This is a genomic window from Escherichia sp. WS568 (assembly GCF_046486085.1).
Lineage (GTDB): Bacteria > Pseudomonadota > Gammaproteobacteria > Enterobacterales > Enterobacteriaceae > Escherichia > Escherichia coli.
Genome location: NZ_JBJQMC010000027.1, coordinates 18,461 through 43,956 on the forward strand (window position 1 = coordinate 18,461; position 25,496 = coordinate 43,956).

Sequence of the window (25,496 nt, forward strand, 5' to 3'; positions counted from 1 at the left end):
CATTACGCTTATTTCAAGTAATTGCGATCAAAACTTTAATTTGGTGTGAAAAAGTGAGAGTTGCCTCGAGTACGATACATTTTTCTCGATTTATGCGTCAGGGGATTTTGTGCGTAAGGGTAGGACATCGGGAAGGGTAGCAGAGGCAGATCGAAGAACAATATCCTTGTTAGATCTGCCTTAAGATTAATTAAACCCGGCTACCCCACAAATCGTACTCATCGGCGTGCTCGACTTTCACACGCAGGATATCACCCGGCTTAACGTTGGTTTCACCATTGAGATAAACCGCGCCGTCGATTTCCGGTGCATCTGCCATGCTGCGACCAATCGCACCTTCTTCGTCCACTTCGTCGATAATCACCAGAATTTCACGGCCCACTTTCTCTTGCAGGCGCTCGGCGGAAATCTGCTGCTGCAACTGCATGAAACGGTTCCAGCGTTCTTCTTTCACTTCTTCCGGAACCTGGTCAGGCAGGGCATTGGCGTCTGCACCTTCAACCGGGCTGTATTTAAAGCAGCCAACGCGATCCAGACGTGCTTCTTTCAGGAAGTCGAGTAGCATCTGGAAATCTTCTTCCGTCTCGCCAGGGAAGCCGACAATAAAGGTTGAGCGTAGGGTCAGTTCCGGGCAGATTTCGCGCCACTGTTTGATGCGCGCCAGTTGGCGATCTACAGAACCCGGACGCTTCATCAGTTTGAGAATGCGCGGGCTGGCGTGCTGCAACGGAATGTCCAGATACGGCAGGATTTTGCCTTCTGCCATCAGTGGGATGACGTCGTCCACATGCGGATAAGGGTAAACGTAGTGCAGACGTGTCCAGATCCCCAGTTTCGATAACTGTTCGCACAGGCTGACCATGCTGGTTTTTACGGGCTCGCCGTTGTGGAAGCCAGTACGATGTTTAACATCGACGCCATACGCGGAAGTATCCTGCGAGATCACCAGAATCTCTTTAACGCCCGCATCAACCAGACGTTTCGCTTCACTTAACACTTCGCCAATCGGACGGCTCACCAGGTCGCCGCGCATAGACGGAATAATGCAGAAGGTGCAGCGGTGATTACAGCCTTCAGAAATTTTCAGATAGGCATAATGACGCGGTGTCAGTTTCACACCTTGTTCTGGCACCAGGCTCAGGAATGGGTTGTGTTTCGGTTTTGGCACGTAGTGATGAACGTGCTCCAGAACCTGCTCATAGCTATGAGGCCCGGTGATTTCCAGCACTTTCGGGTGGACTTCGCGGATCTGATCTTCTTTTGCCCCCAGACAACCGGTCACAATTACCTTGCCGTTTTCATTCAACGCTTCACCAATGGCTTCCAGTGATTCTTGTACCGCGCTGTCAATAAAGCCGCAGGTGTTGACGATCACCATGTCCGCATCGTCATAGCTCGGTACCACGTCATAACCTTCAGTGCGTAGTTCGGTGAGAATACGCTCTGAATCGACAAGGTTTTTCGGACAGCCAAGGGAAACAAAGCCGATTTTCGGCTGGGGAGTTACTTTGCTCATAGCTTAAAAAATATTCAGTTACAGGAAAGGTCAGGGCAGGGATTCTACAGAGTTCTGGATAAAATTTGTATCGCAATCTCATTCGCTGACGGAGGCGAAGGAAATGTAAATTTTGTTAATTCGGCGTGAAGAATTGATCCTGGACAGCATTTTGCTCAAAAAATAGCCATACTATTTAACTGCAACAAGGCTGGAAAGAGGAGGATCGAAGTATGTTCGTTGACAGACAGCGAATCGACCTGCTGAACCGGTTGATCGACGCACGCGTTGACCTCGCCGCATACGTGCAACTGAGGAAGGCAAAAGGATACATGTCCGTCAGCGAAAGCAATCATCTACGAGATAACTTTTTTAAACTGAATCGCGAACTGCACGATAAATCGCTGCGGTTGAATCTTCATCTGGATCAGGAAGAGTGGAGTGCTCTTCATCATGCTGAAGAAGCATTAGCGACAGCCGCAGTATGTTTGATGAGTGGGCACCATGATTGCCCGACTGTTATTACCGTCAACGCCGATAAGCTTGAAAATTGTCTGATGAGCTTAACGCTGAGTATCCAGAGCCTGCAGAAGCACGCTATGCTTGAGAAGGCCTGAAAACTAAGGGGGAGAAAGCGTCTCCCCCTTCATGTTTAAGTTTTTGTAAAAATGAATTTGTTATCTCCTCCACTGACTACGCTTTAAGCCAGAGTCAATCCGGAGGCGTTATGCATCGACAATCCTTTTTCCTTGTGCCCCTTATTTGTCTTTCTTCCGCTCTCTGGGCGGCTCCTGCAACGGTAAATGTCGAAGTACTGCAAGACAAACTCGACCATCCCTGGGCGCTGGCCTTTTTACCCGACAATCACGGTATGTTAATCACTCTGCGCGGCGGCGAGTTGCGTCACTGGCAAGCAGGAAAAGGATTATCTGCGCCGCTTTCCGGAGTGCCGGAAGTTTGGGCGCACGGGCAGGGTGGCCTGCTGGATGTGGTTTTAGCGCCTGATTTTGCTCAGTCTCGCCGCATCTGGTTAAGTTATTCCGAAGTTGGCGATGATGGCAAAGCCGGAACTGCTGTGGGTTATGGCCGCTTAAGTGATGATCTCTCAAAGGTGACCGACTTCCGCACCGTCTTTCGCCAGATGCCAAAACTGTCTACCGGCAACCATTTTGGCGGGCGGCTGGTATTCGACGGTAAAGGTTATCTTTTTATTGCTCTGGGCGAAAACAATCAGCGCCCGACGGCGCAGGATCTGGATAAATTACAGGGCAAACTGGTGCGTCTGACCGACCAGGGCGAAATCCCGGATGATAATCCTTTTATAAAGGAATCCGGTGCACGCGCCGAGATCTGGTCTTATGGCATTCGTAATCCGCAAGGAATGGCGATGAATCCGTGGAGTAATGCACTATGGCTGAATGAACATGGCCCGCGCGGTGGCGATGAAATTAATATCCCGCAAAAAGGCAAAAACTACGGCTGGCCGCTGGCAACCTGGGGAATCAACTATTCGGGCTTTAAAATACCGGAAGCGAAAGGGGAGATCGTCGCCGGGACCGAGCAACCTGTTTTTTACTGGAAAGATTCGCCCGCCGTGAGCGGCATGGCCTTCTATAACAGCGATAAATTCCCCCAGTGGCAGCAAAAATTATTTATTGGCGCGCTGAAAGATAAAGATGTCATTGTGATGAGCGTCAACGGCGACAAAGTGACAGAAGATGGCCGTATTTTAACGGACAGAGGGCAGCGAATTCGTGATGTTCGCACTGGACCCGACGGTTATTTATACGTTCTCACCGACGAGTCCAGTGGGGAATTACTTAAAGTTAGCCCACGCAATTAGCTAACGGGAATCATCACCACTTTGCGCACTGCGGGGCGTTCAGTGAGTTGCTGATACCAGCGTTGCAGATTTGGACGCGGTGTCCAGGTCAGGCCAACGTTAAACAAATTGTAGATGAACGGTGCGATAGCGATATCGCCCACACCAAACTCGTCGCCGGAGAACCATTTTACTTTTGCCAGTTCCGCATCGAGCAGGGCAAACAGGGCGTCGCACTCTTTACAACTGGCATCAATGGCGGCCTGATCGCGCTCTTCCGGTGGTGTTCTGACTAATCCCATCAGGATCCCGCGATGGGCATTACTGAGCGTCTGGTTTGCCCAGTCCATCCATTTTTCTGCTTCCGCACGACGTGCCGGTGAGTCGATCCACAGGCGTTTTTGCCCGTACTGTGCCGCCAGATAGCGGACAATGGCGTTTGATTCCCAAAGAATGAGATCACTTTCGTCGTCACGCAACAACGGCACCAGCCCGTTAGGGTTCATCGCCAGAAAATCAGCATCGTGATTTATCCCAAACTCACGGCCCGCGAGAATTTGCTCATAAGGTAGTTCCAGTTCTTCGAGCGTCAGCAATACTTTTTTTACGTTGGTTGAATTATTCCGACCCCACAGCGTAATCATACTCACCCCTTTTCCGACAGGCAGCCACAGGCTGAACAGGACTCCGATGGTGAAGTAAAGTTAACTTTTAAGCAACAGCTGGCAAAAAAATGACACCAGAAGCAGCGAAGCGGCAGGATATTGCATAAACTTTAAAAACTTTACCAACTTACGGTTTCTTTAAGTTTGTGTGTGCGTTATTAATCACCGAACTTATCATACGGCGATATAACGTATTTTTTTTGAATGGATACTCGGGTGGCATTTATGACGCAATACTCCTCTCTCCTTCGTGGTCTTGCAGCGGGTTCTGCATTTTTATTCCTTTTTGCCCCAACGGCATTCGCGGCGGAACAAACCGTTGAAGCGCCGAGCGTGGATGCGCGTGCATGGATTTTAATGGATTACGCCAGCGGTAAAGTGCTGGCAGAAGGCAACGCGGATGAGAAACTGGATCCCGCGAGCCTGACTAAAATCATGACCAGCTATGTGGTTGGGCAGGCGCTTAAGGCCGATAAGATTAAACTCACCGATATGGTGACGGTCGGTAAAGATGCCTGGGCGACGGGAAATCCGGCACTGCGTGGTTCATCGGTAATGTTCCTCAAACCGGGCGATCAGGTTTCGGTGGCAGACTTGAACAAAGGTGTGATTATCCAGTCCGGTAATGACGCCTGTATTGCGCTGGCCGATTACGTTGCCGGGAGCCAGGAGTCATTTATTGGTTTGATGAATGGTTATGCCAAAAAACTGGGTCTGACCAACACTACCTTCCAGACGGTGCACGGTCTGGATGCGCCGGGGCAGTTCAGTACCGCGCGCGATATGGCATTGCTGGGTAAAGCATTAATCCACGATGTGCCGGAAGAGTACGCCATTCATAAAGAGAAAGAGTTCACCTTCAACAAAATTCGTCAGCCTAACCGTAACCGTCTGCTGTGGAGCAGCAATCTGAATGTTGATGGCATGAAGACAGGAACCACTGCAGGCGCGGGATATAATCTGGTTGCTTCGGCTACCCAGGGTGATATGCGTTTAATCTCCGTAGTGCTGGGGGCGAAAACTGACCGTATCCGTTTTAATGAGTCTGAGAAATTATTGACCTGGGGTTTCCGCTTCTTTGAAACCGTGACGCCAATTAAACCTGATGCCACCTTTGTGACTCAGCGCGTCTGGTTTGGTGATAAGAGCGAAGTGAATCTCGGGGCAGGTGAAGCGGGCTCAGTGACCATACCGCGTGGGCAGCTGAAAAACCTGAAAGCGAGTTATACGTTAACGGAACCGCAGCTTACCGCACCGCTGAAAAAAGGTCAGGTTGTCGGGACCATTGATTTCCAGCTTAACGGTAAATCCATTGAGCAGCGTCCGCTGATCGTGATGGAAAATGTGGAAGAGGGCGGATTCTTTGGTCGGATGTGGGATTTCGTGATGATGAAATTCCATCAGTGGTTCGGCAGCTGGTTCTCTTAATCTTCTGATAACCGGATGGCGCGAAACGTCATCCGGTTATACGTCATTAATATATCAACTTAATACGCTGCGTCTGCGCGTACTTCACATACTCATCTTCCGGGCAACAATCGCTCACAACAATATCAAAGCGTTTCAGGTCACCCATGCGCGCCGGACGCACCTTGCCAAATTTACTGTGGTCGACAACCAGCACATGCTTTTGCGCCATCGACATGGCCCAGTGTTTTACCGGCAACTCTTCAAGATTAAAACAGGTAGCGCCTTTACTGACATGCACGCCCGCCGCAGAATAAAAAGCGATATCCGGGCAAAAATTATTCAGCGTTTGCTGAAAATCGATGGGTTTGAAAATGGCGTTGCTGGCGTGAAATTCACCACCACACAGAAACGCGCGGCAATGAGGTTTCTCTTTCAGCGCCAGAAAGGTATTTAGCGAATAACAAACGGCGGTAAAAGGGATTTCATTATCAATCGCTTCAATAATCCACGGTGTGGTGGTGCCACAGTCAAAAAAGAGGGTCTGATCGGGTTCTACCATCGTCGCAGCCAGTTTTGCCGCCCGGCGTTTTTCTTCCACCAGGCGGGATTTTTGATCGCTTAACAGGTAATGGCTGGCACTGCGCGGTTCCAGAACAATATAGCCGCCGAGCAAAACGACGGGCGCACTGTGGTTGTTCAGATCGCGACGAATCGTCATCTCCGAAACCCCAAGCAGGGCGGCGGCGTCTTTAAGATGTAACTTATCGCTGCGTTTTAATTCTTGCAGCAGCTGCCCGATACGCTCTTCGCGACGTGTTTCCATAATCCCTCTGAATAGTTATTGAAGCGAGCCGCTCAATACTACACTTTTTAGCAGAGATCAGTCACGCACCCAGCCTTTGCGGATCGGTAATGCAAAACAGAAGCGATACCACGATTGCAGACGTTGATAGAGTTTATGCCCCATCGCTTGCCAGATAATCTGGGCGCTAAGGCAGCCAATCATACCTGCCAGCAATCCACCGAGCATATCCAGCGGCCAGTGGACACCAAGATAAACGCGCGACCAGGCAATGACGACGGCCAGCACCATTAAAAGTGAGCCGGACCACAGGCGATGCCAGCATAAAAATGCCAGTGCAAAGGTGAAAATCACCGTACCGTGATCGCTCGGGAATGAGTCATCCGCCGCATGATGCAGGAAGTTATAGCCGATATTTTCGACAAAGGGTCGGTCGTGCGGAAAAAGATGCCCCATCGTCCAGGACACAAACAGGCTGACCGCCAGCGCGATAGCGATTTTTATCACCAGTTGCCGTTGTGCTGTAAGCCCCCACAACCAAAGTACTGCGGCCAGCAGCGGCATCACGGTAATCAAATCTTTTGCAATAAAAATCGCCAACGAGATCATCCACGGCGCAGAGTCTGGCGTCGCGTTAATAAGAGAGAATAGAGAGAGATTCAAATTTTCCAGCATAACTTCCCGACGCAAAGTGATTAAAAGGGAGCCAATACAGGCAAGTCGTTGAGAATAAAGTGCAGGTTAAACTGGGTAAAGCGGCATCGTCTTATTTCCCTCAAGCGGCCTGTTTACGGTGGGTGATTGTAACGGGCATAGGTTAAATAAAACTTAAAGAAAGCGTAGCTATACTCGCAATAATGTAAGAATGTGCTTAACCGTGGTTTCAGCTACAAAATTCGCTTTCTCGTTAGCTGCGCTTTTATTAAACTTTGCGCGATTATTATTGGCGAAGAAATTGCATGCAAAATAAATTAGCTTCCGGTGCCAGGCTTGGACGTCAGGCGTTACTTTTCCCTCTCTGTCTGGTGCTTTACGAATTTTCAACCTATATCGGCAACGATATGATTCAACCCGGTATGTTGGCGGTGGTGGAACAATATCAGGCGGGCATTGATTGGGTTCCTACTTCGATGACCGCGTATCTGGCGGGCGGGATGTTTTTACAATGGCTCCTGGGGCCGCTGTCGGATCGTATTGGCCGCCGTCCGGTGATGCTGGCGGGAGTGGTGTGGTTTATCGTCACCTGTCTGGCAATATTACTGGCGCAAAACATTGAACAATTCACCCTGTTGCGCTTCTTGCAGGGCATAAGCCTCTGTTTCATTGGCGCTGTGGGATACGCCGCAATTCAGGAATCCTTCGAAGAGGCGGTTTGTATCAAGATCACCGCGCTGATGGCGAACGTGGCGCTGATTGCTCCGCTACTTGGTCCGCTGGTGGGCGCGGCGTGGATCCATGTGCTGCCCTGGGAGGGGATGTTTGTCTTGTTTGCCGCATTGGCAGCGATCTCCTTTTTCGGTCTACAACGAGCCATGCCTGAAACCGCCACGCGTATAGGCGAGAAACTGTCGCTGAAAGAACTCGGTCGTGACTATAAGCTGGTGCTGAAGAACGGTCGCTTTGTGGCGGGGGCGCTGGCGCTGGGATTCGTTAGCCTGCCATTGCTGGCGTGGATCGCCCAGTCGCCGATTATCATCATTACCGGCGAGCAGTTGAGCAGCTATGAATATGGTTTGCTGCAAGTGCCTATTTTCGGGGCGTTAATTGCGGGTAACTTGCTGTTAGCGCGTCTGACCTCGCGCCGCACCGTACGTTCGCTGATTATTATGGGCGGCTGGCCGATTATGATTGGTCTGTTGGTCGCTGCTGCGGCAACGGTTATCTCATCGCATGCGTATTTATGGATGACCGCCGGGTTAAGTCTTTATGCTTTCGGTATTGGTCTGGCGAATGCGGGACTGGTGCGATTAACCCTGTTTGCCAGCGATATGAGTAAAGGTACGGTTTCTGCGGCGATGGGGATGCTGCAAATGCTGATCTTTACCGTCGGTATTGAAATCAGCAAACATGCCTGGCTGAACGGGGGCAACGGACTGTTTAATCTCTTCAACCTTGTCAACGGCATTTTGTGGCTGTTGCTGATGGTTATCTTTTTAAAAGATAAACAGATGGGAAATTCGCACGAAGGGTAAAAAAATGCCTGATTGCTTTGTGCGATCAGGCATTCTCAAATTAATGGTGATGGTCGTCAATCTGGTGTTCGATAACCATCCCTTCACCTACGCTGGCAAGATGGCGAACATAAGGATGCGGGCGGTAAGCCGGAGCTGGCGCAGGAGCCACATAGACGGTTTGCGGCACAGTCGCGACGCTGACCGCTTGTGGAACGCTGACTGAATCAGGAACCACAACCACTTTGTATCCACTCGGCACATCGACGGTGACACTTTGCGCCATCGCCACACCAGTAAAGCCCATTAAAAGCGCGCCCAACAGTAGACAATTTTTCATAATCATTTCGCCTGAAATAATGCAGCGGGTTAATTTCCGCGAATTATGCAGCCTTCATTCAGGCATTGTGTTGCCGGGCGTGCTGCCGTTTTTATTGGTTAAATGGCGCTTCGTGTTTAAGAACTTTATCGATCACATCCAGTACGCCTTCACGGTTATTGGAGCCTGCCCGGTATTTTGCTGCTGCGACGACCGCGCTGCCGGCATTTTCCATTGCAAAACTAAAGCCTGCCTGACGCAGCATCTCAATATCGTTACCGCCATCGCCAAAGACCACCACTTCGCTGTCGTCTATTCCCCATAATTTCTGCAGTTGGCGAAGGCCATTGGCTTTATGTACGCCGGGGATAATCAGATCGATGCTGCCGTTGCCGGTGTGGACCGGCACCATAATATCGCCGATGGCCTCATGTAATGCTTTTTGTACTTGTGGAATCAGTTCATCGGAAAGATTCAGACCAAACTTAAAGAAGATATCTTCTAAGTTGTCAAAGTTATCGACGTATTCCAGACGGTGATAATACATTTCCGCCACCGTTTTCATGGCATCGTCATATTTTTTGAGGGTATAGGCGCTATTTTTTCCGCAGGCAATAATTTCCACTTCCGGGCGCGTCAGCAAATGTTCCACGACAGTAGCAAACGCATCCTTCGACAGCTCGCCATTAAAAACATCTTTGCCTTCGCTCACTACCCAGCCGCCGTTTTCAGCCACAAAGGCTATTTCATTAGCAATTTCCGGAAAGAAAGAGATCAACTGATAATATTGATTCCCGCTGGCGACCACAAAGCGAATGCCTTGTGCTTTCATTTGCTGATACTGAGCCATAAACCGCTCACGGTTATAGGTTTTTTGATCGCTTAAGAAAGTACCATCCATGTCTACCGCAATTAATTTAATGCTCATCAACTATTCTCCATCGCCGTCTGCGTTTTGGTATCGGGTTTGGCGACGGCTTTCGCGACAATAGCCGCGAGAATAACCAGCGCCAGTACAACCAGCATTGCACTACGTAATCCATAATGTTCGCCGAGATAGCCCAGCAGCGGCGGCCCAACGAGGAAAGCCAGATAACCGGTCGTTGCTACCACGCTGACGCGGGTCGGTGCATCGGGGCCGGTATCGCTGGCGGCAGAAATGGTCAGCGGGAAGCCCAACGAGGCACCCAGTCCCCAAAGTACAACAGACACCCCAGCGACCCAGGCACTATCGACAAAAATAATCATCCCAATACCCAACGCCCCCATTAGTGCACTGGCCCGAACCACGGCAACGCGACTGTAACGGTCGATGAACCAACCGCCGGTAAAGCGTCCAACAGTCATCCCCAGGGTAAAACCGGCATAAATCAGCGAGCCGGAAGTAGGACTAAAACCGTGACCGTCAACCATTAATAAGGGTAACCAGTCGTTGGCAGAACCTTCGGCAAAGGCCATCGCCAGCACCACAACACCAATCAACAGCAACTGGATATCGCGATAAAAAGGTACGCCTTTTTCGCCATGCTGGGTGCCATCGGCAGCATTTTTGCCCGTACCGTCAGGGATTGCCTGAATGGCGATATAAATAGGTGCGATGCCTACCAGCGCCGCCAATAAAATATGCACCGTTGCCGGAACGCCAAAGGCCGTCAGTGCCATCCCGACACCAGCGCCTGCCAGCGTGCCCAGGCTATAAAAACCGTGCATCATCGGCAAAACCGTTTTATTCATTTCTCGCTCAACGGCGGCACCTTCAACGTTTATCGCCACTTCCGCAGAACCAAAACTTGCCCCAAAGACGCCGAGACCAACCGCGAAGAGCAGGGGCGATGTCAGCCAGAGTGCCAGACTTAGTATCATCATCCCGATCAATGCGCAGGACATCGTGACCAGGATGACATTACGCGTTCCAAAGCGTTTCACTAACCACGCCGAGCAGAGAATACCGCTCATTGAACCGATCGACAGACCAAAGAGGACTCCACCCATTTCAGCGATCGAGACAGAAAGAATGTCGCGGATAGCAGGTGTACGGGTTGCCCAGGACGCCATTAACAGGCCTGGCAAAAAGAAGAACATAAACAGCGCCCAGGTTCGGCGTTTCAATGCATTACGTGAAGAATTTACGGTCATAGATCACGTCAAAATAAGAAGAGGGAAGACAACATTAGCAAGGTTGTGTACATTTGTACACAATTGCAGACAGAGGAAATGACATGCGTCGCGCTAACGATCCACAACGGCGAGAAAAAATTATCCAGGCCACGCTGGAGGCGGTGAAACTTTACGGAATACATGCTGTTACGCACCGCAAAATTGCTACCCTTGCCGGGGTACCGTTGGGATCGATGACTTACTATTTTTCAGGAATTGATGAGTTGTTGCTGGAGGCGTTCAGCCGTTTTACTGAGATCATGTCCCGGCAATATCAGGCATTTTTTAGCGATGTTAGTGATGCTCCGGGCGCATGCCAGGCTATCACCGATATGATCTACAGCTCACAGGTTGCAACGCCGGATAACATGGAGCTGATGTACCAGCTCTACGCGCTGGCTAGCCGAAAACCGCTATTAAAAACGGTAATGCAAAACTGGATGCAGCGCAGTCAGCAAACGCTCGAACAATGGTTTGAACCCGGAACCGCCCGCGCGCTTGATGCGTTTATTGAGGGGATGACGCTGCATTTTGTCACCGACCGTAAGCCGCTATCGCGCGAGGAGATTTTGAGGATGGTTGAGAGGGTTGCAGGGTAGTAGATAAATTTCAGGCAACAAAAAACCCACCAACCTTGAACCGAAATGGCGGGGTTGATGGGCTCCACAAAATGGGGACATCAAAGAAAAGCAGTGGCACTAATTAAGACTGATGCCCTGCGGAAAAGTTCTGCGGTTGTGCAAAAAAATTTCATTTTCAGGGCAACTTCAGTTTTATCCTAATCCTGGCCATACCATGACGATGATTGTCCCTGCTAGCGTCAGCAGGACGTTGGCGATTGCATAGGTGCCCGCATAGCCCAGCGCCGGGATGTTACTGCGAGCTGTATCACTGATGATCTCCATTGCCGGCGCGCAGGTGCGTGCGCCCATCATTGCGCCGAACAACAGTGCGCGGTTCATTCGCAATACATAAGCACCGAACAAGAAGCAGATAACCACTGGCACCAGACTGACAATCAATCCGGCAATCAACATTTGACCGCCAATCGCGCCCAGGCCGTTATTAATACCGCTACCGGCGCTCAGACCAACGCCTGCCATAAACACCATCAAGCCGAACTCTTTCACCATGCTTAATGCACCTTGCGGAATGTAACCGAAGGTCGGGTGGTTAGCACGCATAAAGCCCAGCATAATTCCGGCGAATAACAACCCGGCAGCGTTCCCCATGCCGAAACTGAATGTGCTGAACTGGAAGGTGATCATCCCGATCATCAGCCCAATCACAAAGAAGGCGCAGAATGCCAGCAAGTCAGTGACCTGGCTGTGAATCGAGATAAAGCCGATGCGATCGGCGATGGTTTTTACGCGACGGGCATCGCCGCTGACTTGTAAAACGTCACCTTTGTTAAGCACGACGTTGTCATCAATCGGCATCTCAATCTGGCTACGAATGACGCGGTTAAGGAAGCAACCGTGATCGGTCAACTTCAGTTGTGCGAGACGTTTGCCTACAGCGTTATGGTTTTTAACGACCACTTCTTCAGTGACGATACGCATGTCGAGAAGGTCACGATCGAAAACTTCTTTGCCATTACGGAAACTGGGATCGAGTCGGGCGTGGGCGTCGGGATAGCCTACCAACGCTATTTCATCGCCCATTTGTAGCACGGCATCACCGTCTGGATTTGCCAGAATCCCGTTACGTCGAATACGTTCAATGTAGCAGCCGGTTTGTCGATAAATACCCAGTTCACGCAGATTTTTGCCGTCGGTCCAGGCCACCAGCTCCGGGCCGACGCGGTAGGCGCGGATCACCGGCAAATAAACCTTACGGTTGGCATCTGTGTCCAGGCCACGTTCGCGGGCGATTTGCTGGGCGCTGGTCTGTAAGTCCTGATGCTGCAATTTCGGCAAGTAACGCGCACCAACAATCAAACTCACCAGACCGATTAAATAGGTTAAGGCATACCCGAGGCTCAGATTATCCAGTGCCAGTGAGAGCTGCCTGCTTTCCATGCCGGAATGACGCAGTGTATCGCCAGCACCGACCAAAACCGGTGTTGACGTCATAGAGCCTGCTAACATACCGGCCGTCAGGCCAATATCCCAGCCAAACAGCTTACCTAACCCTAAGGCGATGACCAGCGCACTGCCAACCATCACCAGTGCTAACATTAGGTAATTTTTCCCATCGCGAAAAAAAATGGAAAAAAAGTTCGGTCCGGCTTCGACCCCGACGCAGAAAATAAACAGCATAAAGCCAAGATTAAGCGCGTCGGTGTTAATGCTGAAATGTTGTTGGCCTAATAACAGCGATACGACTAAAACGCCAATGGAATTACCCAGTTGGATCGAACCAAGTCGTAATTTCCCGAGACATAGCCCAAGCGCGAGGACCACAAATAATAACAGAATGTAATTCCCATTTAACAATTCGGCGACGTTTATATTCACGGAGGCTAACTTCTTGTTTACTAGTAAGCTGTTGAAAGAAATGGTAATTTACGATAATGTTTTTTACCAGAATTCAGGGCGCAGATTCATTCAGCGCACCTAAACGATAGTAAAGTAACAATATATTTTACTAGTGTAATCACATTAGGTATCAACGGCTATATGAATTGCGTTGGCCTATATTAGCATGGAATGCGAAGCGGCTTTATCTTACTGAACGCCACACTGGCGAAAAATGTGTTCGATAGACGCAGTGTCAGGAGGAACGAGTGAAACATAAACAACGTTGGGCGGGGGCAATCTGCTGTTTTGTCCTCTTCATTGTGGTGTGCCTTTTTCTGGCGACGCACATGAAAGGCGCTTTTCGGGCTGCCGGGCATCCTGAAATCGGCTTGCTGTTTTTCATTCTTCCTGGAGCAGTTGCCAGCTTCTTTTCACAGCGTAGAGAAGTCCTGAAACCTCTGTTTGGCGCAATGCTGGCGGCACCCTGTTCAATGCTTATTATGCGGCTGTTTTTTTCACCGACGCGCTCATTCTGGCAAGAGCTGGCATGGTTATTAAGTGCGGTGTTCTGGTGTGCGCTGGGGGCACTGTGTTTCTTATTTATCAGTAGTTTGTTTAAACCACAGCACAGAAAAAATCAATAAAGCCCTCAACGCGAGGGCTTGTCAGACGATCAGGCGTCCAGATTCTCTTTCACCCATGCAGCAAAATCGGTATAGCCGCCGATATGTTGCTGATCGACAAAAATCTGCGGCACGGTTTCTACGGGTTTACCTGCCTTTTGTTGTAGATCTTCTTTAGTGATCCCTTCCGCACGAATATCAACATACTGATACTGAAAATCATCGCGTTCATTGCTCAATTTCTCAGCCAGATCTTTTGCACGCACACAGTAAGGGCAACCCGGACGACCAAAAATAACGGTTTGCATTATTTCTCTCCTCATAGATTTATGCCTGTAATGATCACGCTAAAATGTATTCGCTGAAAGTAGGTTTAACCTGTTGCATTAATTGCTAAAAGCTATAACTGTTAAACACAATACAGTGAAAAGTTTTAGACTGAAGGCTCACTTTGCAGAGGGAAGCGTATGCGCGCGATCGGTAAATTGCCTAAAAGCGTGTTGATACTGGAATTTATCGGAATGATGTCGCTGGCGGTGGCGCTGCTGTCGGTAAGCGACCCCCTGTCGCTGCCTGAGCCATTTTCTCGGCCAGAAGTGCAGATTCTGATGATTTTTCTCGGTGTTTTGCTCATGCTTCCCGCTGCGGTGGTGGTTATTCTTCAGGTGGTAAAACGTCTTGCCCCACAGCTGATGAACCGTCCACCGCAATATTCACGTTCAGAAAGAGAAAAAGATAATGACGCCAACCATTGAACTTATTTGTGGCCATCGCTCCATTCGCCATTTCACTGATGAACCCATTTCCGAAGCGCAGCGTGAGGCGATTATTAACAGCGCCCGTGCGACGTCCAGTTCCAGTTTTTTGCAGTGCAGTAGCATTATTCGCATTACCGACAAAGCGTTACGTGATGAACTGGTGACACTGACCGGCGGGCAAAAACACGTAGCGCAAGCGGCGGAGTTCTGGGTGTTCTGTGCCGACTTTAACCGCCATTTACAGATCTGTCCGGATGCACAACTTGGCCTGGCGGAACAACTGTTGCTCGGTGTCGTTGATACGGCAATGATGGCGCAGAATGCATTAACCGCAGCGGAATCGCTGGGATTGGGCGGGGTATATATCGGCGGCCTGCGCAATAATATTGAAGCGGTGACGGAGCTGCTGAAATTACCGCGGCATGTTCTGCCGTTGTTTGGGCTGTGCCTTGGCTGGCCTGCGGATAATCCGGATCTTAAGCCGCGTTTACCGGCCTCCATTTTGGTGCATGAAAACAGCTATCAACCGCTGGATAAAGACGCACTGGCGCAGTATGACGAACAACTGGCGGAATATTACCTCACCCGTGGCAGCAATAATCGCCGGGATACCTGGAGCGATCATATCCGCCGAACAATCATTAAAGAAAGCCGCCCATTTATTCTGGATTATTTGCACAAACAGGGTTGGGCAACGCGCTAAAACCGCCACGCCGATGTATGATACGCGGGCTTTTGACCAGGTCTGACAGAGAGGTGCAGGGTGAAAATTGCCATATTGTCCCGGGATGGAACGCTCTATTCGTGTAAGCGGCTGCGTGAAGCCGCTATACAGCGCGGTCACCTGGTTGAAATTCTTGATCCGCTTTCTTGCTACATGAACATAAATCCTGCGGCGTCTTCTATTCACTACAAAGGCCGCAAGTTACCCCATTTTGATGCTGTGATCCCGCGTATTGGTACCGCCATTACCTTTTATGGGACGGCGGCACTGCGCCAGTTCGAGATGCTGGGGAGCTATCCGCTCAATGAGTCGGTCGCCATTGCCCGGGCGCGTGACAAATTGCGTTCGATGCAACTGCTGGCGCGTCAGGGCATCGACCTGCCTGTCACGGGCATTGCGCATTCGCCGGATGATACCAGCGATTTAATCGACATGGTCGGTGGTGCGCCGCTGGTGGTCAAGTTGGTTGAAGGCACGCAGGGAATTGGCGTCGTGCTGGCGGAGACGCGTCAGGCGGCGGAAAGCGTGATTGACGCTTTCCGCGGTCTGAACGCGCATATTCTGGTGCAGGAATATATCAAAGAGGCGCAAGGGTGCGATATCCGCTGTCTGGTTGTTGGCGATGAAGTGGTCGCTGCGATTGAACGGCGGGCGAAAGAGGGCGATTTTCGTTCCAATTTGCATCGTGGCGGCGTGGCAAGCGTCGCCAGAATCACACCACAGGAGCGTGAAATCGCGATAAAAGCCGCGCGAACGATGGCGCTGGACGTTGCTGGTGTGGATATTCTGCGTGCTAATCGCGGGCCGTTGGTGATGGAAGTGAATGCGTCGCCAGGGCTGGAAGGAATAGAAAAAACCACCGGTATCGACATCGCGGGTAAAATGATCCGCTGGATCGAACGCCACGCTACGACAGAATATTGCCTGAAAACGGGTGGCTAGTCGCAATCACATTGCTGATCATGGTTTTGCCTGCGCTTTTTGCGTAAGCTGTGCCGGTCTTTTTATCGAAAGAGGTTGTACAAAATTATGACATCGCTGGTCGTTCCTGGTCTGGATACGCTGCGTCAATGGCTCGATGACCTGGGGATGAGTTTTTTTGAATGTGATAACTGTCAGGCTCTGCATCTGCCCCATATGCAGAATTTCGACGGTGTCTTTGATGCCAAAATCGATCTGATCGATAACACGATCCTGTTTTCTGCCATGGCGGAAGTCCGACCTTCAGCCGTATTGCCGCTGGCGGCGGATTTATCTGCCATCAATGCCAGTTCGCTGACCGTGAAAGCATTTCTTGATATGCAGGATGATAATCTGCCAAAGCTGGTGGTTTGCCAGTCTTTATCCGTTATGCAGGGCGTAACCTATGAGCAGTTTGCATGGTTCGTGCGTCAGAGCGAAGAGCAGATTTCGATGGTCATTCTTGAAGCTAATGCCCATCAACTGCTGTTACCGACTGACGATGAAGGGCAAAACAACGTTACTGAAAACTATTTCCTCCACTGATAACTCCTTTCGAGCACGCAGTCGCTGGTGCAGTGACTGCGCGCTGCAAAATTATCTGCTGTTTTTAATCTTTTCTTAAAGATTGTTTCACTTCTCTTGTGTCGATTTGGCTTTATCACATAGAGCAAATACGCATAAAAATTTGTTAAATACCGTTTTTTAATCCGAGCTATAGTCTCAAACCCTGGCTAAAGTTATTCTTGCGATGCTTTTATATAGCGAGCAGTGCTGGCCGGGAGAGAGTTCTCTTTTCTTACACCGCGCCGATAAAAAATATGCACGTTTATTGCATATCTTTCAGTGTGACAACTTTTGTTCGTTTGTTAACGAACTTTCAGAAGGAAAGAGATATGACCGCCTTAAATAAAAAATGGCTATCGGGTCTGGTTGCGGGTGCTCTGATGGCCGTCTCTGTCAGCACGCTCGCGGCTGAACAAAAAACACTCCACATTTATAACTGGTCTGATTATATCGCCCCGGACACGGTGGCCAATTTTGAAAAAGAAACCGGTATTAAAGTCGTCTACGATGTTTTCGACTCTAACGAAGTACTGGAAGGCAAATTAATGGCGGGTAGCACCGGCTTTGACCTGGTGGTGCCGTCAGCAAGCTTTCTTGAACGCCAGTTGACTGCGGGAGTTTTCCAGCCGCTGGATAAAAGCAAATTGCCGGAGTGGAAGAATCTCGACCCGGAACTGCTGAAGTTGGTTGCCAAACACGACCCGGATAATAAATTTGCTATGCCCTATATGTGGGCGACAACCGGGATTGGCTATAACGTCGATAAAGTCAAAGCGGTGCTGGGCGAAAACGCGCCCGTCGATAGCTGGGACTTGATCCTCAAACCTGAAAATCTGGAAAAACTGAAAAGCTGCGGCGTCTCTTTCCTTGATGCACCGGAAGAAGTGTTTGCTACCGTGCTGAATTATCTCGGTAAAGATCCCAACAGCACTAAAGCAGATGATTACACCGGACCGGCAACCGATCTGCTGTTAAAGCTGCGCCCGAACATTCGTTATTTCCATTCATCTCAATACATTAACGACCTGGCAAACGGCGATATCTGCGTCGCTATTGGCTGGGCGGGCGATGTCTGGCAGGCGTCAAACCGCGCGAAGGAAGCGAAGAATGGCGTTAATGTCTCGTTCTCGATTCCGAAAGAAGGGGCGATGGCGTTCTTTGATGTCTTCGCCATGCCTGCGGATGCCAAAAATAAAGACGAAGCCTATCAGTTCCTGAATTACCTGCTGCGCCCGGATGTGGTGGCGCATATTTCCGACCATGTGTTCTATGCCAACGCGAACAAAGAAGCTACGCCGCTGGTAAGCGCGGAAGTGCGTGATAATCCAGGGATTTATCCTCCGGCGGACGTTCGTGCGAAGTTGTTCACTCTGAAAGTGCAGGATCCAAAAATAGACCGTGTGCGCACCCGCGCGTGGACCAAAGTGAAGAGCGGAAAATAATCCGCAGTCGTAGATGCCGGACGGGCGCACCACACCCGCCGGCAATTCGCACCATTATGGTGCGCTTGCACACATTCAATGCCGGAGAGCAGCCGTGAATGACGCTATCCCTCGCCCGCAGGCGAAAACCCGTAAGGCGCTGACGCCGCTATTAGAAATCCGTAATCTGACTAAATCTTACGATGGTCAGCATGCGGTCGATGATGTCAGCCTGACCATCTATAAAGGCGAAATCTTCGCGCTGCTGGGCGCATCCGGCTGTGGCAAGTCCACGCTGCTGCGTATGCTGGCAGGTTTCGAACAACCTTCTGCCGGGCAGATTATGCTCGATGGCGTCGATTTGTCACAGGTGCCGCCTTACCTGCGCCCCATCAATATGATGTTTCAGTCTTACGCGCTGTTTCCGCATATGACCGTGGAACAGAACATCGCTTTTGGCCTGAAACAGGACAAACTACCGAAAGCGGAAATTGCCAGCCGGGTCAATGAGATGCTCGGGCTGGTGCATATGCAGGAGTTCGCCAAACGCAAACCGCATCAGCTTTCCGGTGGTCAGCGACAGCGTGTGGCCCTGGCCCGAAGCCTTGCCAAGCGCCCGAAACTATTACTGCTCGATGAGCCGATGGGCGCGCTGGATAAAAAGCTGCGTGACCGGATGCAGCTTGAAGTGGTGGATATTCTGGAGCGCGTCGGTGTGACCTGCGTGATGGTTACTCACGATCAGGAAGAGGCGATGACCATGGCGGGGCGTATCGCCATTATGAATCGTGGGAAATTTGTCCAGATTGGCGAACCGGAAGAGATCTATGAGCATCCGACCACCCGCTATAGCGCTGAATTTATCGGTTCGGTTAATGTCTTTGAAGGTGTACTCAAAGAGCGTCAGGAAGATGGTCTGGTGCTTTATTCGCCGGGACTGGTGCACCCACTGAAAGTCGATGCGGATGCTTCAGTGGTCGATAACGTGCCGGTGCATGTGGCGCTTCGCCCGGAAAAAATCATGCTTTGCGAGGAACCGCCCGCCAATGGTTGTAACTTCGCGGTGGGGGAGGTGATACACATTGCCTATCTCGGCGATCTTTCGGTGTATCACGTTCGTCTGAAAAGTGGGCAGATGATTAGCGCCCAGCTACAAAACGCCCATCGTCATCGTAAAGGGTTACCGACCTGGGGCGACGAAGTACGTTTGTGCTGGGAAGTGGACAGCTGTGTGGTGCTGACGGTTTAAGGAGCAAAGATGAGTACACTTGAACCTGCTGCCCAGTCGAAACCGCCGGGCGGATTTAAGCTGTGGTTGTCGCAGCTGCAAATGAAGCATGGGCGCAAACTGGTGATTGCGCTGCCGTATATCTGGCTAATCCTGCTGTTTCTGCTGCCATTTCTGATTGTCTTTAAAATAAGCCTGGCGGAGATGGCGCGCGCTATTCCACCTTATACCGAACTGATGGAGTGGGCTGACGGGCAACTTTCCATCACTCTTAATCTCGGTAATTTTCTGCAACTGACTGACGATCCGCTCTATTTCGATGCTTATCTCCAGTCGCTACAGGTGGCGGCGATTTCGACTATTTGCTGTTTACTGATCGGCTATCCGCTGGCGTGGGCGGTGGCGCACAGTAAGCCTTCGACCCGTAATATCTTATTACTACTGGTGATCCTGCCGTCGTGGACCTCGTTTCTGATTCGCGTTTATGCCTGGATGGGAATATTAAAAAATAACGGCGTACTGAATAATTTTCTGCTGTGGCTGGGGGTTATCGATCAACCGCTGACCATTCTACATACCAATCTGGCCGTTTATATCGGCATTGTTTACGCCTACGTGCCGTTTATGGTACTGCCGATTTATACCGCGTTGATTCGAATTGATTATTCGCTGGTGGAAGCAGCACTGGATCTCGGTGCACGACCACTGAAAACGTTCTTTACTGTGATCGTGCCGCTGACTAAAGGTGGGATTATTGCCGGATCGATGCTGGTGTTTATCCCGGCTGTGGGCGAGTTTGTGATCCCTGAACTGCTCGGTGGCCCGGACAGCATCATGATCGGGCGCGTGCTGTGGCAGGAGTTCTTTAACAACCGCGACTGGCCGGTGGCCTCAGCGGTAGCGATCATCATGTTGCTGCTGCTAATTGTGCCGATAATGTGGTTCCACAAGCATCAGCAAAAAAGCGTGGGAGAACACGGATGAATAATTTACCGGTAGTTCGTTCGCCCTGGCGGATTGTGATTTTGCTGCTGGGCTTCACCTTTCTCTACGCGCCAATGCTGATGCTGGTGATCTATTCATTCAACAGCTCGAAGCTGGTGACGGTGTGGGCCGGCTGGTCAACGCGCTGGTATGGCGAATTATTGCGCGATGACGCGATGATGAGTGCGGTTGGTTTAAGCCTGACAATTGCGGCCTGTGCGGCGACGGCGGCGGCGATCCTCGGGACTATTGCGGCGGTGGTGCTGGTGCGCTTTGGCAGGTTTCGCGGATCAAATGGCTTTGCCTTTATGATCACCGCGCCGCTGGTGATGCCAGATGTCATCACAGGCTTGTCGCTGTTGTTGTTATTCGTCGCGCTTGCTCATGCCATTGGCTGGCCTGCGGACCGCGGTATGCTCACCATCTGGCTGGCGCATGTCACTTTCTGTACGGCTTATGTGGCAGTCGTTATTTCGTCGCGTCTGCGGGAACTGGATAGCTCGATAGAAGAAGCAGCGATGGATCTCGGTGCGACGCCGCTGAAAGTGTTTTTCGTCATTACGCTACCGATGATCATGCCCGCGATCATTTCTGGCTGGTTACTGGCTTTTACTTTGTCGCTTGATGATCTGGTGATCGCCAGCTTTGTTTCCGGGCCGGGAGCCACCACGTTACCGATGCTGGTCTTTTCCAGCGTGCGGATGGGGGTGAATCCGGAAATCAACGCCCTGGCAACATTAATCCTCGGCGCGGTCGGAATTGTCGGATTTATCGCCTGGTATCTGATGGCGCGCGCAGAAAAACAGCGGATACGCGATATCCAGCGTGCAAGACGTGGCTGAAGACACTAAAATTTGCCAACCTGGCTACATAATGCCGCGCATGTCGCGGCATTGTTTTCATGGAAGACGAAACGTTGGGATTTTTTAAGAAAACATCTTCATCTCATGCTCGCCTGAATGTGCCTGCGCTGGTGCAGGTAGCGGCGCTCGCCATTATTATGATCCGTGGCCTCGACGTGCTGATGATTTTCAATACGCTGGGCGTGCGCGGTATTGGCGAGTTCATTCATCGCAGCGTACAAACCTGGAGTTTAACGCTGGTCTTTTTAAGCAGTCTGGTGCTGGTTTTTATTGAGATCTGGTGTGCGTTTTCACTGGTGAAAGGGCGTCGCTGGGCGCGCTGGCTGTATCTGTTGACTCAAATCACGGCCGCAAGTTACTTGTGGGCAGCTTCGCTGGGGTATGGTTATCCGGAGCTGTTCAGCATTCCCGGTGAATCAAAACGTGAAATCTTCCATAGCCTGATACTGCAGAAGCTGCCGGATATGCTCATCCTGATGCTGCTGTTCGTTCCCTCGACCAGTCGGCGGTTCTTCCAGTTGCAATAATGTGTATAATCGTCGCCCCTGATGATGTGAAGGTCAATGTATGCAGTGCGCACTTTACGACGCGGGTCGCTGTCGTTCCTGTCAGTGGATAACGCAGCCGATTCCAGAGCAACTCTCCGCTAAAACCGCCGATCTTAAAAATCTGCTCGCCGATTTTCCGGTTGAGGAATGGTGTGCGCCGGTGTCAGGCCCGGAACAAGGGTTTCGTAATAAAGCCAAAATGGTGGTGAGTGGTAGTGTTGAAAAACCACTGCTCGGTATGCTGCATCGAGATGGTACACCGGAAGACCTTTGTGACTGCCCGCTTTATCCAGCCTCATTTGCGCCCGTTTTTGCGGCGCTAAAACCCTTCATCGCCCGTGCGGGGTTAACACCTTACAACGTGGCGCGTAAACGTGGTGAACTGAAATACATTCTGCTGACTGAAAGCCAGAGCGATGGCGGCATGATGCTGCGTTTTGTACTGCGTTCTGATACCAAACTGGCGCAACTGCGTAAGGCGCTGCCGTGGTTACAGGAACAATTACCGCAGCTGAAAGTTATTACCGTCAATATTCAGCCGGTACATATGGCGATTATGGAAGGGGAGACGGAGATCTACCTGACCGAACAACAGGCGCTGGCGGAGCGTTTTAACGATGTGCCGCTGTGGATCCGTCCGCAAAGTTTCTTCCAGACCAATCCGGCGGTCGCCAGCCAGCTTTACGCTACCGCGCGCGACTGGGTGCGGCAACTACCGGTAAACCATATGTGGGATCTCTTCTGCGGCGTGGGGGGCTTTGGTTTACACTGCGCGACGCCTGACATTCAGTTAACCGGGATCGAAATTGCACCAGAGGCCATTGCCTGTGCGAAGCAGTCAGCCGCTGAACTGGGCTTAACGCGTTTGCAATTTCAGGCGCTGGACTCTACGCAGTTTGCCACCGCCCAGGGGGAAGTGCCGGAGCTGGTGCTGGTTAACCCGCCGCGCCGCGGCATTGGTATACCGCTGTGTGATTATCTCTCAACGATGGCACCGCGTTTTATCATATACTCCAGCTGTAACGCCCAAACCATGGCGAAAGATATCCGCGAACTGCCAGGTTACCGTATTGAACGGGTACAGCTTTTTGATATGTTCCCGCACACCGCGCACTATGAAGTGCTGACGCTGCTGGTGAAGCAATAAAAAAGCCGCAGGTGCGGCTTTCTGAATCTTACTGTGGGAACCACTGGTCATTGATTTTCTGATATGTACCGTCAGCTTTAATTGCTGCCAGCGCATTATTCAGTTTTTCCAGCAGAGCTTTGTTATCCGGACGTACAGCGATACCCAGGCCGGTGCCGAAGTATTGCGGATCGGTCACTTTTTCAGTCGCAACGCCCAGTTGCGGATTGGTTTTCAGCCATTCGTTTACCACTGCGGTGTCACCAAATACGCCATCAATACGGCCATTTTTCAGATCGATAAAGGCATTCTGATAACTGTCATAGGAGACAGTTTTCACTTCCGGGTGCTGATCCTGAATATATTTCTGGTGCGTGGTGCCGTTTTCCATCCCAATACGTTTGCCTTTCAGATCGGCAAACGTTTTGTAGGTATTTTTTTTGGCAATCACGACGGCTGAGTTTTCATAGTAGGGCGTGGTAAACGATACCTGTTTGCTACGCTCCGGGGTGATATCCATACCGGAGATTACGGCGTCATATTTTCTGAATTTCAGTGACGGGATCAGGCTGTCGAACGCGTGATTCGTAAAAGTACATTCTGCCTGCATTTGTTTGCACAAGGCTTTTGCCAGATCGATATCAAAGCCGACAATCTCATTATTAGCACCTATAGATTCAAAGGGTGGATAGGTGGCTGAAACGCCAAAATTGATTTTCTCTGCGGCAGAAGCGCCGAATGCACAGGATGAAAGTAAAGCGGCAAGAACTAACTTTTTCATGATGGAACTCCCGTCTGTCAATCTTATGATTTTTGGCCGTGTCTGCGGCATGGGATAACAATGCCATCAAGTGAATTTATATGCAATAAATATGATTAAATAATTTAAATGAAATAAAAAAAGACGGACAGCTTAGTGAGTTGTCCGTCTTCATTATAAGAATTTATGCACTATGTAGGCCGGATAAGGCGTCCACGCCGCATCCGGCATCAGCACGCAGCCAAATTAATTCCTTCGCTCAAACGCCAGTGCTTTACGCTCGATCAGACGCATCATCAGCGTCAGCAGACCGTTAACAATCAGGTAAATAATCCCTGCCGCACCGAACACCATGACATCGTAGGTGCGTCCGTACAACAACTGGCTGTATCCCATCACTTCCATCAGCGTAATGGTGTAAGCCAGAGAAGTACTTTTGAACACCAGCACCACTTCGTTGGAATAAGAAGAGAGCGAGCGTTTAAACGCGTACGGCAGCAGGATCGCCAGCGTATCTTTTTGGCTCATTCCCAGGGCGCTACAGGACTGCCATTGACCTTCCGGGATCGCGCGAATCGCACCGTAAAACAGCTGCGTGGTGTACGCCGCACTGTTCAGCGACAACGCAATCAGCGCACATAACCACGGTTCTGACAACAAATGCCACAGTGCCGGATACTCCTGCAACGTCGGGAACTGGCCCGGTCCGTAATAAATCAGGAAGATCTGCACCAGCAGCGGCGTACCGGTAAACAGCGTGATATAGCCCCGTACCAGCCACACTAGCACCGGCGTTTTCAGCGTCAGGATGATGGTAAAAATCAATGCCAGAATCAGTGCCACAATCAGCGAGGCAACGGTTAGCGTCAGGCTGGTGTGCAGCCCTTTCATCAGTTCGGGTAAATACTCAAACATTAGCTGGGCCTCCGCTCAAAACGTGTCGCGCGCAGGTCAATGCGTTTGAGAATGTACTGACTGAGCAGGGTGATCACCAGGTAAATCGCCGCCGCCACAATGTACCAGGTAAATGGTTCCTGGGTACGAGTAGCAATGCTTTTGGTTTGTAGCATTAAATCATTCACGCTTATCAAACTGACCAGCGCGGTATCTTTCAGCAGCACCAGCCACTGGTTACCGAGACCAGGCAGCGCATGACGCCACATCTGCGGCATCACCAGACGGAAAAAGATAGCCGATTTCGACAGCCCCAGCGCCTGTCCGGATTCCCACTGGCCCACCGGCACCGCTTTCAACGCGCCGCGCAGCGTTTGCGAGGCATAGGCGGCATACAGCAGCGACAGAGCGATGACACCACAAAGGAACGGGCTAACGTCGAAGTTCTCAATGTCCATCTGCACCGGGATTTGCACGAACCCAAGATTGATAGTGAAGCCATCCGAAAGCGTCAGCAGCAGCTGCGAGGAGCCAAAATAGATAAACAGCACCACCAGAATTTCTGGCAGGCCACGCAGAATGGTTACCAGCGCTGAACCTGCCCACGCGACAGGACGCCATTTTGCCGACTCCCATACCGCAAAGAACATCGCCAGCGCCAGCCCGACAATCAATGCACAAACGGCAAGGCCGACGGTCATCCCGGCGGCGCTTGCTAAAGGAAAAAATTCATTCAT

The 25,496-nt window shown here is 50.8% G+C and carries 28 protein-coding genes; 16 read left to right on the forward strand and 12 right to left on the reverse strand.

What is annotated here, in order from left to right:
* Positions 1-190: 190 nt before the first annotated feature.
* Complete coding sequence (gene rimO, locus ACJHWR_RS21970) at positions 191-1,516, reverse strand: 30S ribosomal protein S12 methylthiotransferase RimO (protein WP_000049367.1); 1,326 nt, start codon at positions 1,514-1,516, stop codon at positions 191-193.
* A 212-nt stretch (positions 1,517-1,728) separates the two neighbouring features.
* On the opposite strand from rimO, the gene bssR reads away from it, so the two are divergent.
* Together bssR and yliI are read left to right on the forward strand one after the other, a co-directional pair.
* Positions 1,729-2,112 (forward strand): biofilm formation regulator BssR, encoded by a 384-nt coding sequence (gene bssR, locus ACJHWR_RS21975; RefSeq protein WP_000497137.1) that lies wholly within the window; start codon positions 1,729-1,731, stop codon positions 2,110-2,112.
* A gap of 110 nt (positions 2,113-2,222) precedes the next feature.
* Positions 2,223-3,338 (forward strand): aldose sugar dehydrogenase YliI, encoded by a 1,116-nt coding sequence (gene yliI, locus ACJHWR_RS21980; RefSeq protein ID WP_000555050.1) that lies wholly within the window; start codon positions 2,223-2,225, stop codon positions 3,336-3,338.
* Here yliI and gstB read toward each other — a convergent pair.
* Positions 3,335-3,961, reverse strand: coding sequence for a glutathione S-transferase GstB (gene gstB, locus ACJHWR_RS21985; protein ID WP_001295292.1), 627 nt, complete (start codon positions 3,959-3,961; stop codon positions 3,335-3,337). The two genes, yliI and gstB, sit on opposite strands and share 4 nt — an antisense overlap.
* 246 nt (positions 3,962-4,207) lie before the next feature.
* On the opposite strand from gstB, the gene dacC reads away from it, so the two are divergent.
* Positions 4,208-5,410, forward strand: a complete 1,203-nt coding sequence (gene dacC / locus ACJHWR_RS21990; RefSeq protein ID WP_000195961.1) for a serine-type D-Ala-D-Ala carboxypeptidase — start codon at positions 4,208-4,210, stop codon at positions 5,408-5,410.
* Between the two features lie 46 nt (positions 5,411-5,456).
* Here the strand turns inward: dacC and deoR are convergent, their stop codons facing one another.
* Positions 5,457-6,215, reverse strand: coding sequence for a DNA-binding transcriptional repressor DeoR (gene deoR, locus ACJHWR_RS21995; protein ID WP_000450131.1), 759 nt, complete (start codon positions 6,213-6,215; stop codon positions 5,457-5,459).
* 57 nt (positions 6,216-6,272) lie between these two features.
* Positions 6,273-6,869, reverse strand: a complete 597-nt coding sequence (ybjG, locus tag ACJHWR_RS22000) for an undecaprenyl-diphosphate phosphatase (protein WP_012311803.1) — start codon at positions 6,867-6,869, stop codon at positions 6,273-6,275.
* A gap of 284 nt (positions 6,870-7,153) precedes the next feature.
* Here ybjG and mdfA point away from each other — a divergent pair, with 284 nt between their 5' ends.
* Positions 7,154-8,386 carry a multidrug efflux MFS transporter MdfA gene (gene mdfA, locus ACJHWR_RS22005; protein ID WP_001330495.1) on the forward strand — a complete coding sequence of 411 codons (1,233 nt, stop codon included), beginning with the start codon at positions 7,154-7,156 and terminating at the stop codon, positions 8,384-8,386.
* 40 nt (positions 8,387-8,426) lie between these two features.
* Here the strand turns inward: mdfA and ybjH are convergent, their stop codons facing one another.
* From ybjH to ACJHWR_RS22020, 3 genes are all read right to left on the reverse strand, one after another.
* Entirely contained in the window at positions 8,427-8,711 is a 285-nt protein-coding gene (gene ybjH / locus ACJHWR_RS22010) for a protein YbjH (protein WP_000605480.1), read from the reverse strand.
* A gap of 85 nt (positions 8,712-8,796) precedes the next feature.
* On the reverse strand, positions 8,797-9,612 hold the full coding sequence (ybjI, locus tag ACJHWR_RS22015; RefSeq protein ID WP_001305939.1) for a 5-amino-6-(5-phospho-D-ribitylamino)uracil phosphatase: 816 nt from the start codon (positions 9,610-9,612) through the stop codon (positions 8,797-8,799).
* On the reverse strand, positions 9,612-10,820 hold the full coding sequence (locus tag ACJHWR_RS22020; protein WP_000217865.1) for an MFS transporter: 1,209 nt from the start codon (positions 10,818-10,820) through the stop codon (positions 9,612-9,614). Before ACJHWR_RS22020 ends, ybjI begins: the two co-directional genes overlap by 1 nt.
* Positions 10,821-10,903: 83 nt before the next feature.
* Here ACJHWR_RS22020 and rcdA point away from each other — a divergent pair, with 83 nt between their 5' ends.
* Positions 10,904-11,440, forward strand: a complete 537-nt coding sequence (gene rcdA / locus ACJHWR_RS22025) for a DNA-binding transcriptional regulator RcdA (RefSeq protein ID WP_001361715.1) — start codon at positions 10,904-10,906, stop codon at positions 11,438-11,440.
* Positions 11,441-11,614: 174 nt separating this feature from the next.
* Here the strand turns inward: rcdA and ACJHWR_RS22030 are convergent, their stop codons facing one another.
* Complete coding sequence (locus ACJHWR_RS22030) at positions 11,615-13,300, reverse strand: aspartate:alanine antiporter (protein ID WP_001024876.1); 1,686 nt, start codon at positions 13,298-13,300, stop codon at positions 11,615-11,617.
* A gap of 269 nt (positions 13,301-13,569) precedes the next feature.
* On the opposite strand from ACJHWR_RS22030, the gene ACJHWR_RS22035 reads away from it, so the two are divergent.
* Positions 13,570-13,947 carry an inner membrane protein YbjM gene (locus ACJHWR_RS22035; protein WP_000681108.1) on the forward strand — a complete coding sequence of 126 codons (378 nt, stop codon included), beginning with the start codon at positions 13,570-13,572 and terminating at the stop codon, positions 13,945-13,947.
* Positions 13,948-13,976: 29 nt separating this feature from the next.
* Here the strand turns inward: ACJHWR_RS22035 and grxA are convergent, their stop codons facing one another.
* Positions 13,977-14,234, reverse strand: coding sequence for a glutaredoxin 1 (grxA, locus tag ACJHWR_RS22040; RefSeq protein WP_001195231.1), 258 nt, complete (start codon positions 14,232-14,234; stop codon positions 13,977-13,979).
* 159 nt (positions 14,235-14,393) lie between these two features.
* Between grxA and ACJHWR_RS22045 the strand changes: the two genes are divergently transcribed.
* From ACJHWR_RS22045 to rlmC, 10 genes are all read left to right on the forward strand, one after another.
* Positions 14,394-14,681 (forward strand): YbjC family protein, encoded by a 288-nt coding sequence (locus tag ACJHWR_RS22045; protein ID WP_001201583.1) that lies wholly within the window; start codon positions 14,394-14,396, stop codon positions 14,679-14,681.
* Positions 14,665-15,387 carry a nitroreductase NfsA gene (nfsA, locus tag ACJHWR_RS22050; RefSeq protein WP_000189141.1) on the forward strand — a complete coding sequence of 241 codons (723 nt, stop codon included), beginning with the start codon at positions 14,665-14,667 and terminating at the stop codon, positions 15,385-15,387. The genes ACJHWR_RS22045 and nfsA overlap by 17 nt, the downstream gene beginning before the upstream one ends.
* A 60-nt stretch (positions 15,388-15,447) precedes the next feature.
* Positions 15,448-16,350 carry a 30S ribosomal protein S6--L-glutamate ligase gene (rimK, locus tag ACJHWR_RS22055; RefSeq protein WP_000684328.1) on the forward strand — a complete coding sequence of 301 codons (903 nt, stop codon included), beginning with the start codon at positions 15,448-15,450 and terminating at the stop codon, positions 16,348-16,350.
* 87 nt (positions 16,351-16,437) lie between these two features.
* Entirely contained in the window at positions 16,438-16,914 is a 477-nt protein-coding gene (locus tag ACJHWR_RS22060; protein ID WP_000203025.1) for a YbjN domain-containing protein, read from the forward strand.
* Between the two features lie 350 nt (positions 16,915-17,264).
* On the forward strand, positions 17,265-18,377 hold the full coding sequence (gene potF / locus ACJHWR_RS22065) for a spermidine/putrescine ABC transporter substrate-binding protein PotF (protein WP_000126098.1): 1,113 nt from the start codon (positions 17,265-17,267) through the stop codon (positions 18,375-18,377).
* Between the two features lie 94 nt (positions 18,378-18,471).
* On the forward strand, positions 18,472-19,605 hold the full coding sequence (gene potG / locus ACJHWR_RS22070; protein WP_000996007.1) for a putrescine ABC transporter ATP-binding subunit PotG: 1,134 nt from the start codon (positions 18,472-18,474) through the stop codon (positions 19,603-19,605).
* A 9-nt stretch (positions 19,606-19,614) separates the two neighbouring features.
* Positions 19,615-20,568, forward strand: coding sequence for a putrescine ABC transporter permease PotH (gene potH / locus ACJHWR_RS22075; protein ID WP_000105436.1), 954 nt, complete (start codon positions 19,615-19,617; stop codon positions 20,566-20,568).
* Positions 20,565-21,410 (forward strand): putrescine ABC transporter permease PotI, encoded by an 846-nt coding sequence (gene potI, locus ACJHWR_RS22080; protein WP_001061665.1) that lies wholly within the window; start codon positions 20,565-20,567, stop codon positions 21,408-21,410. The genes potH and potI overlap by 4 nt, the downstream gene beginning before the upstream one ends.
* 59 nt (positions 21,411-21,469) lie before the next feature.
* Positions 21,470-21,958, forward strand: coding sequence for a YbjO family protein (locus tag ACJHWR_RS22085; protein ID WP_000389257.1), 489 nt, complete (start codon positions 21,470-21,472; stop codon positions 21,956-21,958).
* 40 nt (positions 21,959-21,998) lie between these two features.
* A complete protein-coding gene (rlmC, locus tag ACJHWR_RS22090; protein WP_001149716.1) occupies positions 21,999-23,126 on the forward strand; it encodes a 23S rRNA (uracil(747)-C(5))-methyltransferase RlmC in 1,128 nt (375 codons plus the stop codon).
* Positions 23,127-23,154: 28 nt separating this feature from the next.
* Here rlmC and artJ read toward each other — a convergent pair whose 3' ends face one another.
* The 3 genes from artJ to artQ all read right to left on the reverse strand — a co-directional run bounded on the left by artJ (position 23,155) and on the right by artQ (position 25,496).
* Positions 23,155-23,886 carry an arginine ABC transporter substrate-binding protein ArtJ gene (gene artJ / locus ACJHWR_RS22095; RefSeq protein ID WP_012311741.1) on the reverse strand — a complete coding sequence of 244 codons (732 nt, stop codon included), beginning with the start codon at positions 23,884-23,886 and terminating at the stop codon, positions 23,155-23,157.
* A gap of 225 nt (positions 23,887-24,111) precedes the next feature.
* Positions 24,112-24,780, reverse strand: a complete 669-nt coding sequence (gene artM, locus ACJHWR_RS22100) for an arginine ABC transporter permease ArtM (RefSeq protein WP_135405729.1) — start codon at positions 24,778-24,780, stop codon at positions 24,112-24,114.
* Positions 24,780-25,496, reverse strand: a complete 717-nt coding sequence (gene artQ / locus ACJHWR_RS22105) for an arginine ABC transporter permease ArtQ (protein WP_001001691.1) — start codon at positions 25,494-25,496, stop codon at positions 24,780-24,782. The genes artM and artQ overlap by 1 nt, the downstream gene beginning before the upstream one ends.

Excerpts from the sequence above, each read along its gene's own strand:
- rimO (WP_000049367.1), bottom strand. The coding sequence starts at position 1,516 with ATGAGCAAAGTAACTCCCCAGCCGAAAATCGGCTTTGTTTCCCTTGGC.
- deoR (WP_000450131.1), bottom strand. The coding sequence starts at position 6,215 with ATGGAAACACGTCGCGAAGAGCGTATCGGGCAGCTGCTGCAAGAATTA.
- yliI (WP_000555050.1), top strand. The coding sequence starts at position 2,223 with ATGCATCGACAATCCTTTTTCCTTGTGCCCCTTATTTGTCTTTCTTCC.
- ybjH (WP_000605480.1), bottom strand. The coding sequence starts at position 8,711 with ATGATTATGAAAAATTGTCTACTGTTGGGCGCGCTTTTAATGGGCTTT.
- artM (WP_135405729.1), bottom strand. The coding sequence starts at position 24,780 with ATGTTTGAGTATTTACCCGAACTGATGAAAGGGCTGCACACCAGCCTG.
- nfsA (WP_000189141.1), top strand. The coding sequence starts at position 14,665 with ATGACGCCAACCATTGAACTTATTTGTGGCCATCGCTCCATTCGCCAT.
- rlmC (WP_001149716.1), top strand. The coding sequence starts at position 21,999 with ATGCAGTGCGCACTTTACGACGCGGGTCGCTGTCGTTCCTGTCAGTGG.
- ACJHWR_RS22020 (WP_000217865.1), bottom strand. The coding sequence starts at position 10,820 with ATGACCGTAAATTCTTCACGTAATGCATTGAAACGCCGAACCTGGGCG.
- potF (WP_000126098.1), top strand. The coding sequence starts at position 17,265 with ATGACCGCCTTAAATAAAAAATGGCTATCGGGTCTGGTTGCGGGTGCT.
- ybjG (WP_012311803.1), bottom strand. The coding sequence starts at position 6,869 with ATGCTGGAAAATTTGAATCTCTCTCTATTCTCTCTTATTAACGCGACG.
- mdfA (WP_001330495.1), top strand. The coding sequence starts at position 7,154 with ATGCAAAATAAATTAGCTTCCGGTGCCAGGCTTGGACGTCAGGCGTTA.
- potH (WP_000105436.1), top strand. The coding sequence starts at position 19,615 with ATGAGTACACTTGAACCTGCTGCCCAGTCGAAACCGCCGGGCGGATTT.
- ybjI (WP_001305939.1), bottom strand. The coding sequence starts at position 9,612 with ATGAGCATTAAATTAATTGCGGTAGACATGGATGGTACTTTCTTAAGC.
- rcdA (WP_001361715.1), top strand. The coding sequence starts at position 10,904 with ATGCGTCGCGCTAACGATCCACAACGGCGAGAAAAAATTATCCAGGCC.
- dacC (WP_000195961.1), top strand. The coding sequence starts at position 4,208 with ATGACGCAATACTCCTCTCTCCTTCGTGGTCTTGCAGCGGGTTCTGCA.
- ACJHWR_RS22045 (WP_001201583.1), top strand. The coding sequence starts at position 14,394 with ATGCGCGCGATCGGTAAATTGCCTAAAAGCGTGTTGATACTGGAATTT.
- artJ (WP_012311741.1), bottom strand. The coding sequence starts at position 23,886 with ATGAAAAAGTTAGTTCTTGCCGCTTTACTTTCATCCTGTGCATTCGGC.
- ACJHWR_RS22060 (WP_000203025.1), top strand. The coding sequence starts at position 16,438 with ATGACATCGCTGGTCGTTCCTGGTCTGGATACGCTGCGTCAATGGCTC.
- grxA (WP_001195231.1), bottom strand. The coding sequence starts at position 14,234 with ATGCAAACCGTTATTTTTGGTCGTCCGGGTTGCCCTTACTGTGTGCGT.
- artQ (WP_001001691.1), bottom strand. The coding sequence starts at position 25,496 with ATGAATGAATTTTTTCCTTTAGCAAGCGCCGCCGGGATGACCGTCGGC.
- bssR (WP_000497137.1), top strand. The coding sequence starts at position 1,729 with ATGTTCGTTGACAGACAGCGAATCGACCTGCTGAACCGGTTGATCGAC.
- ACJHWR_RS22085 (WP_000389257.1), top strand. The coding sequence starts at position 21,470 with ATGGAAGACGAAACGTTGGGATTTTTTAAGAAAACATCTTCATCTCAT.
- potI (WP_001061665.1), top strand. The coding sequence starts at position 20,565 with ATGAATAATTTACCGGTAGTTCGTTCGCCCTGGCGGATTGTGATTTTG.
- gstB (WP_001295292.1), bottom strand. The coding sequence starts at position 3,961 with ATGATTACGCTGTGGGGTCGGAATAATTCAACCAACGTAAAAAAAGTA.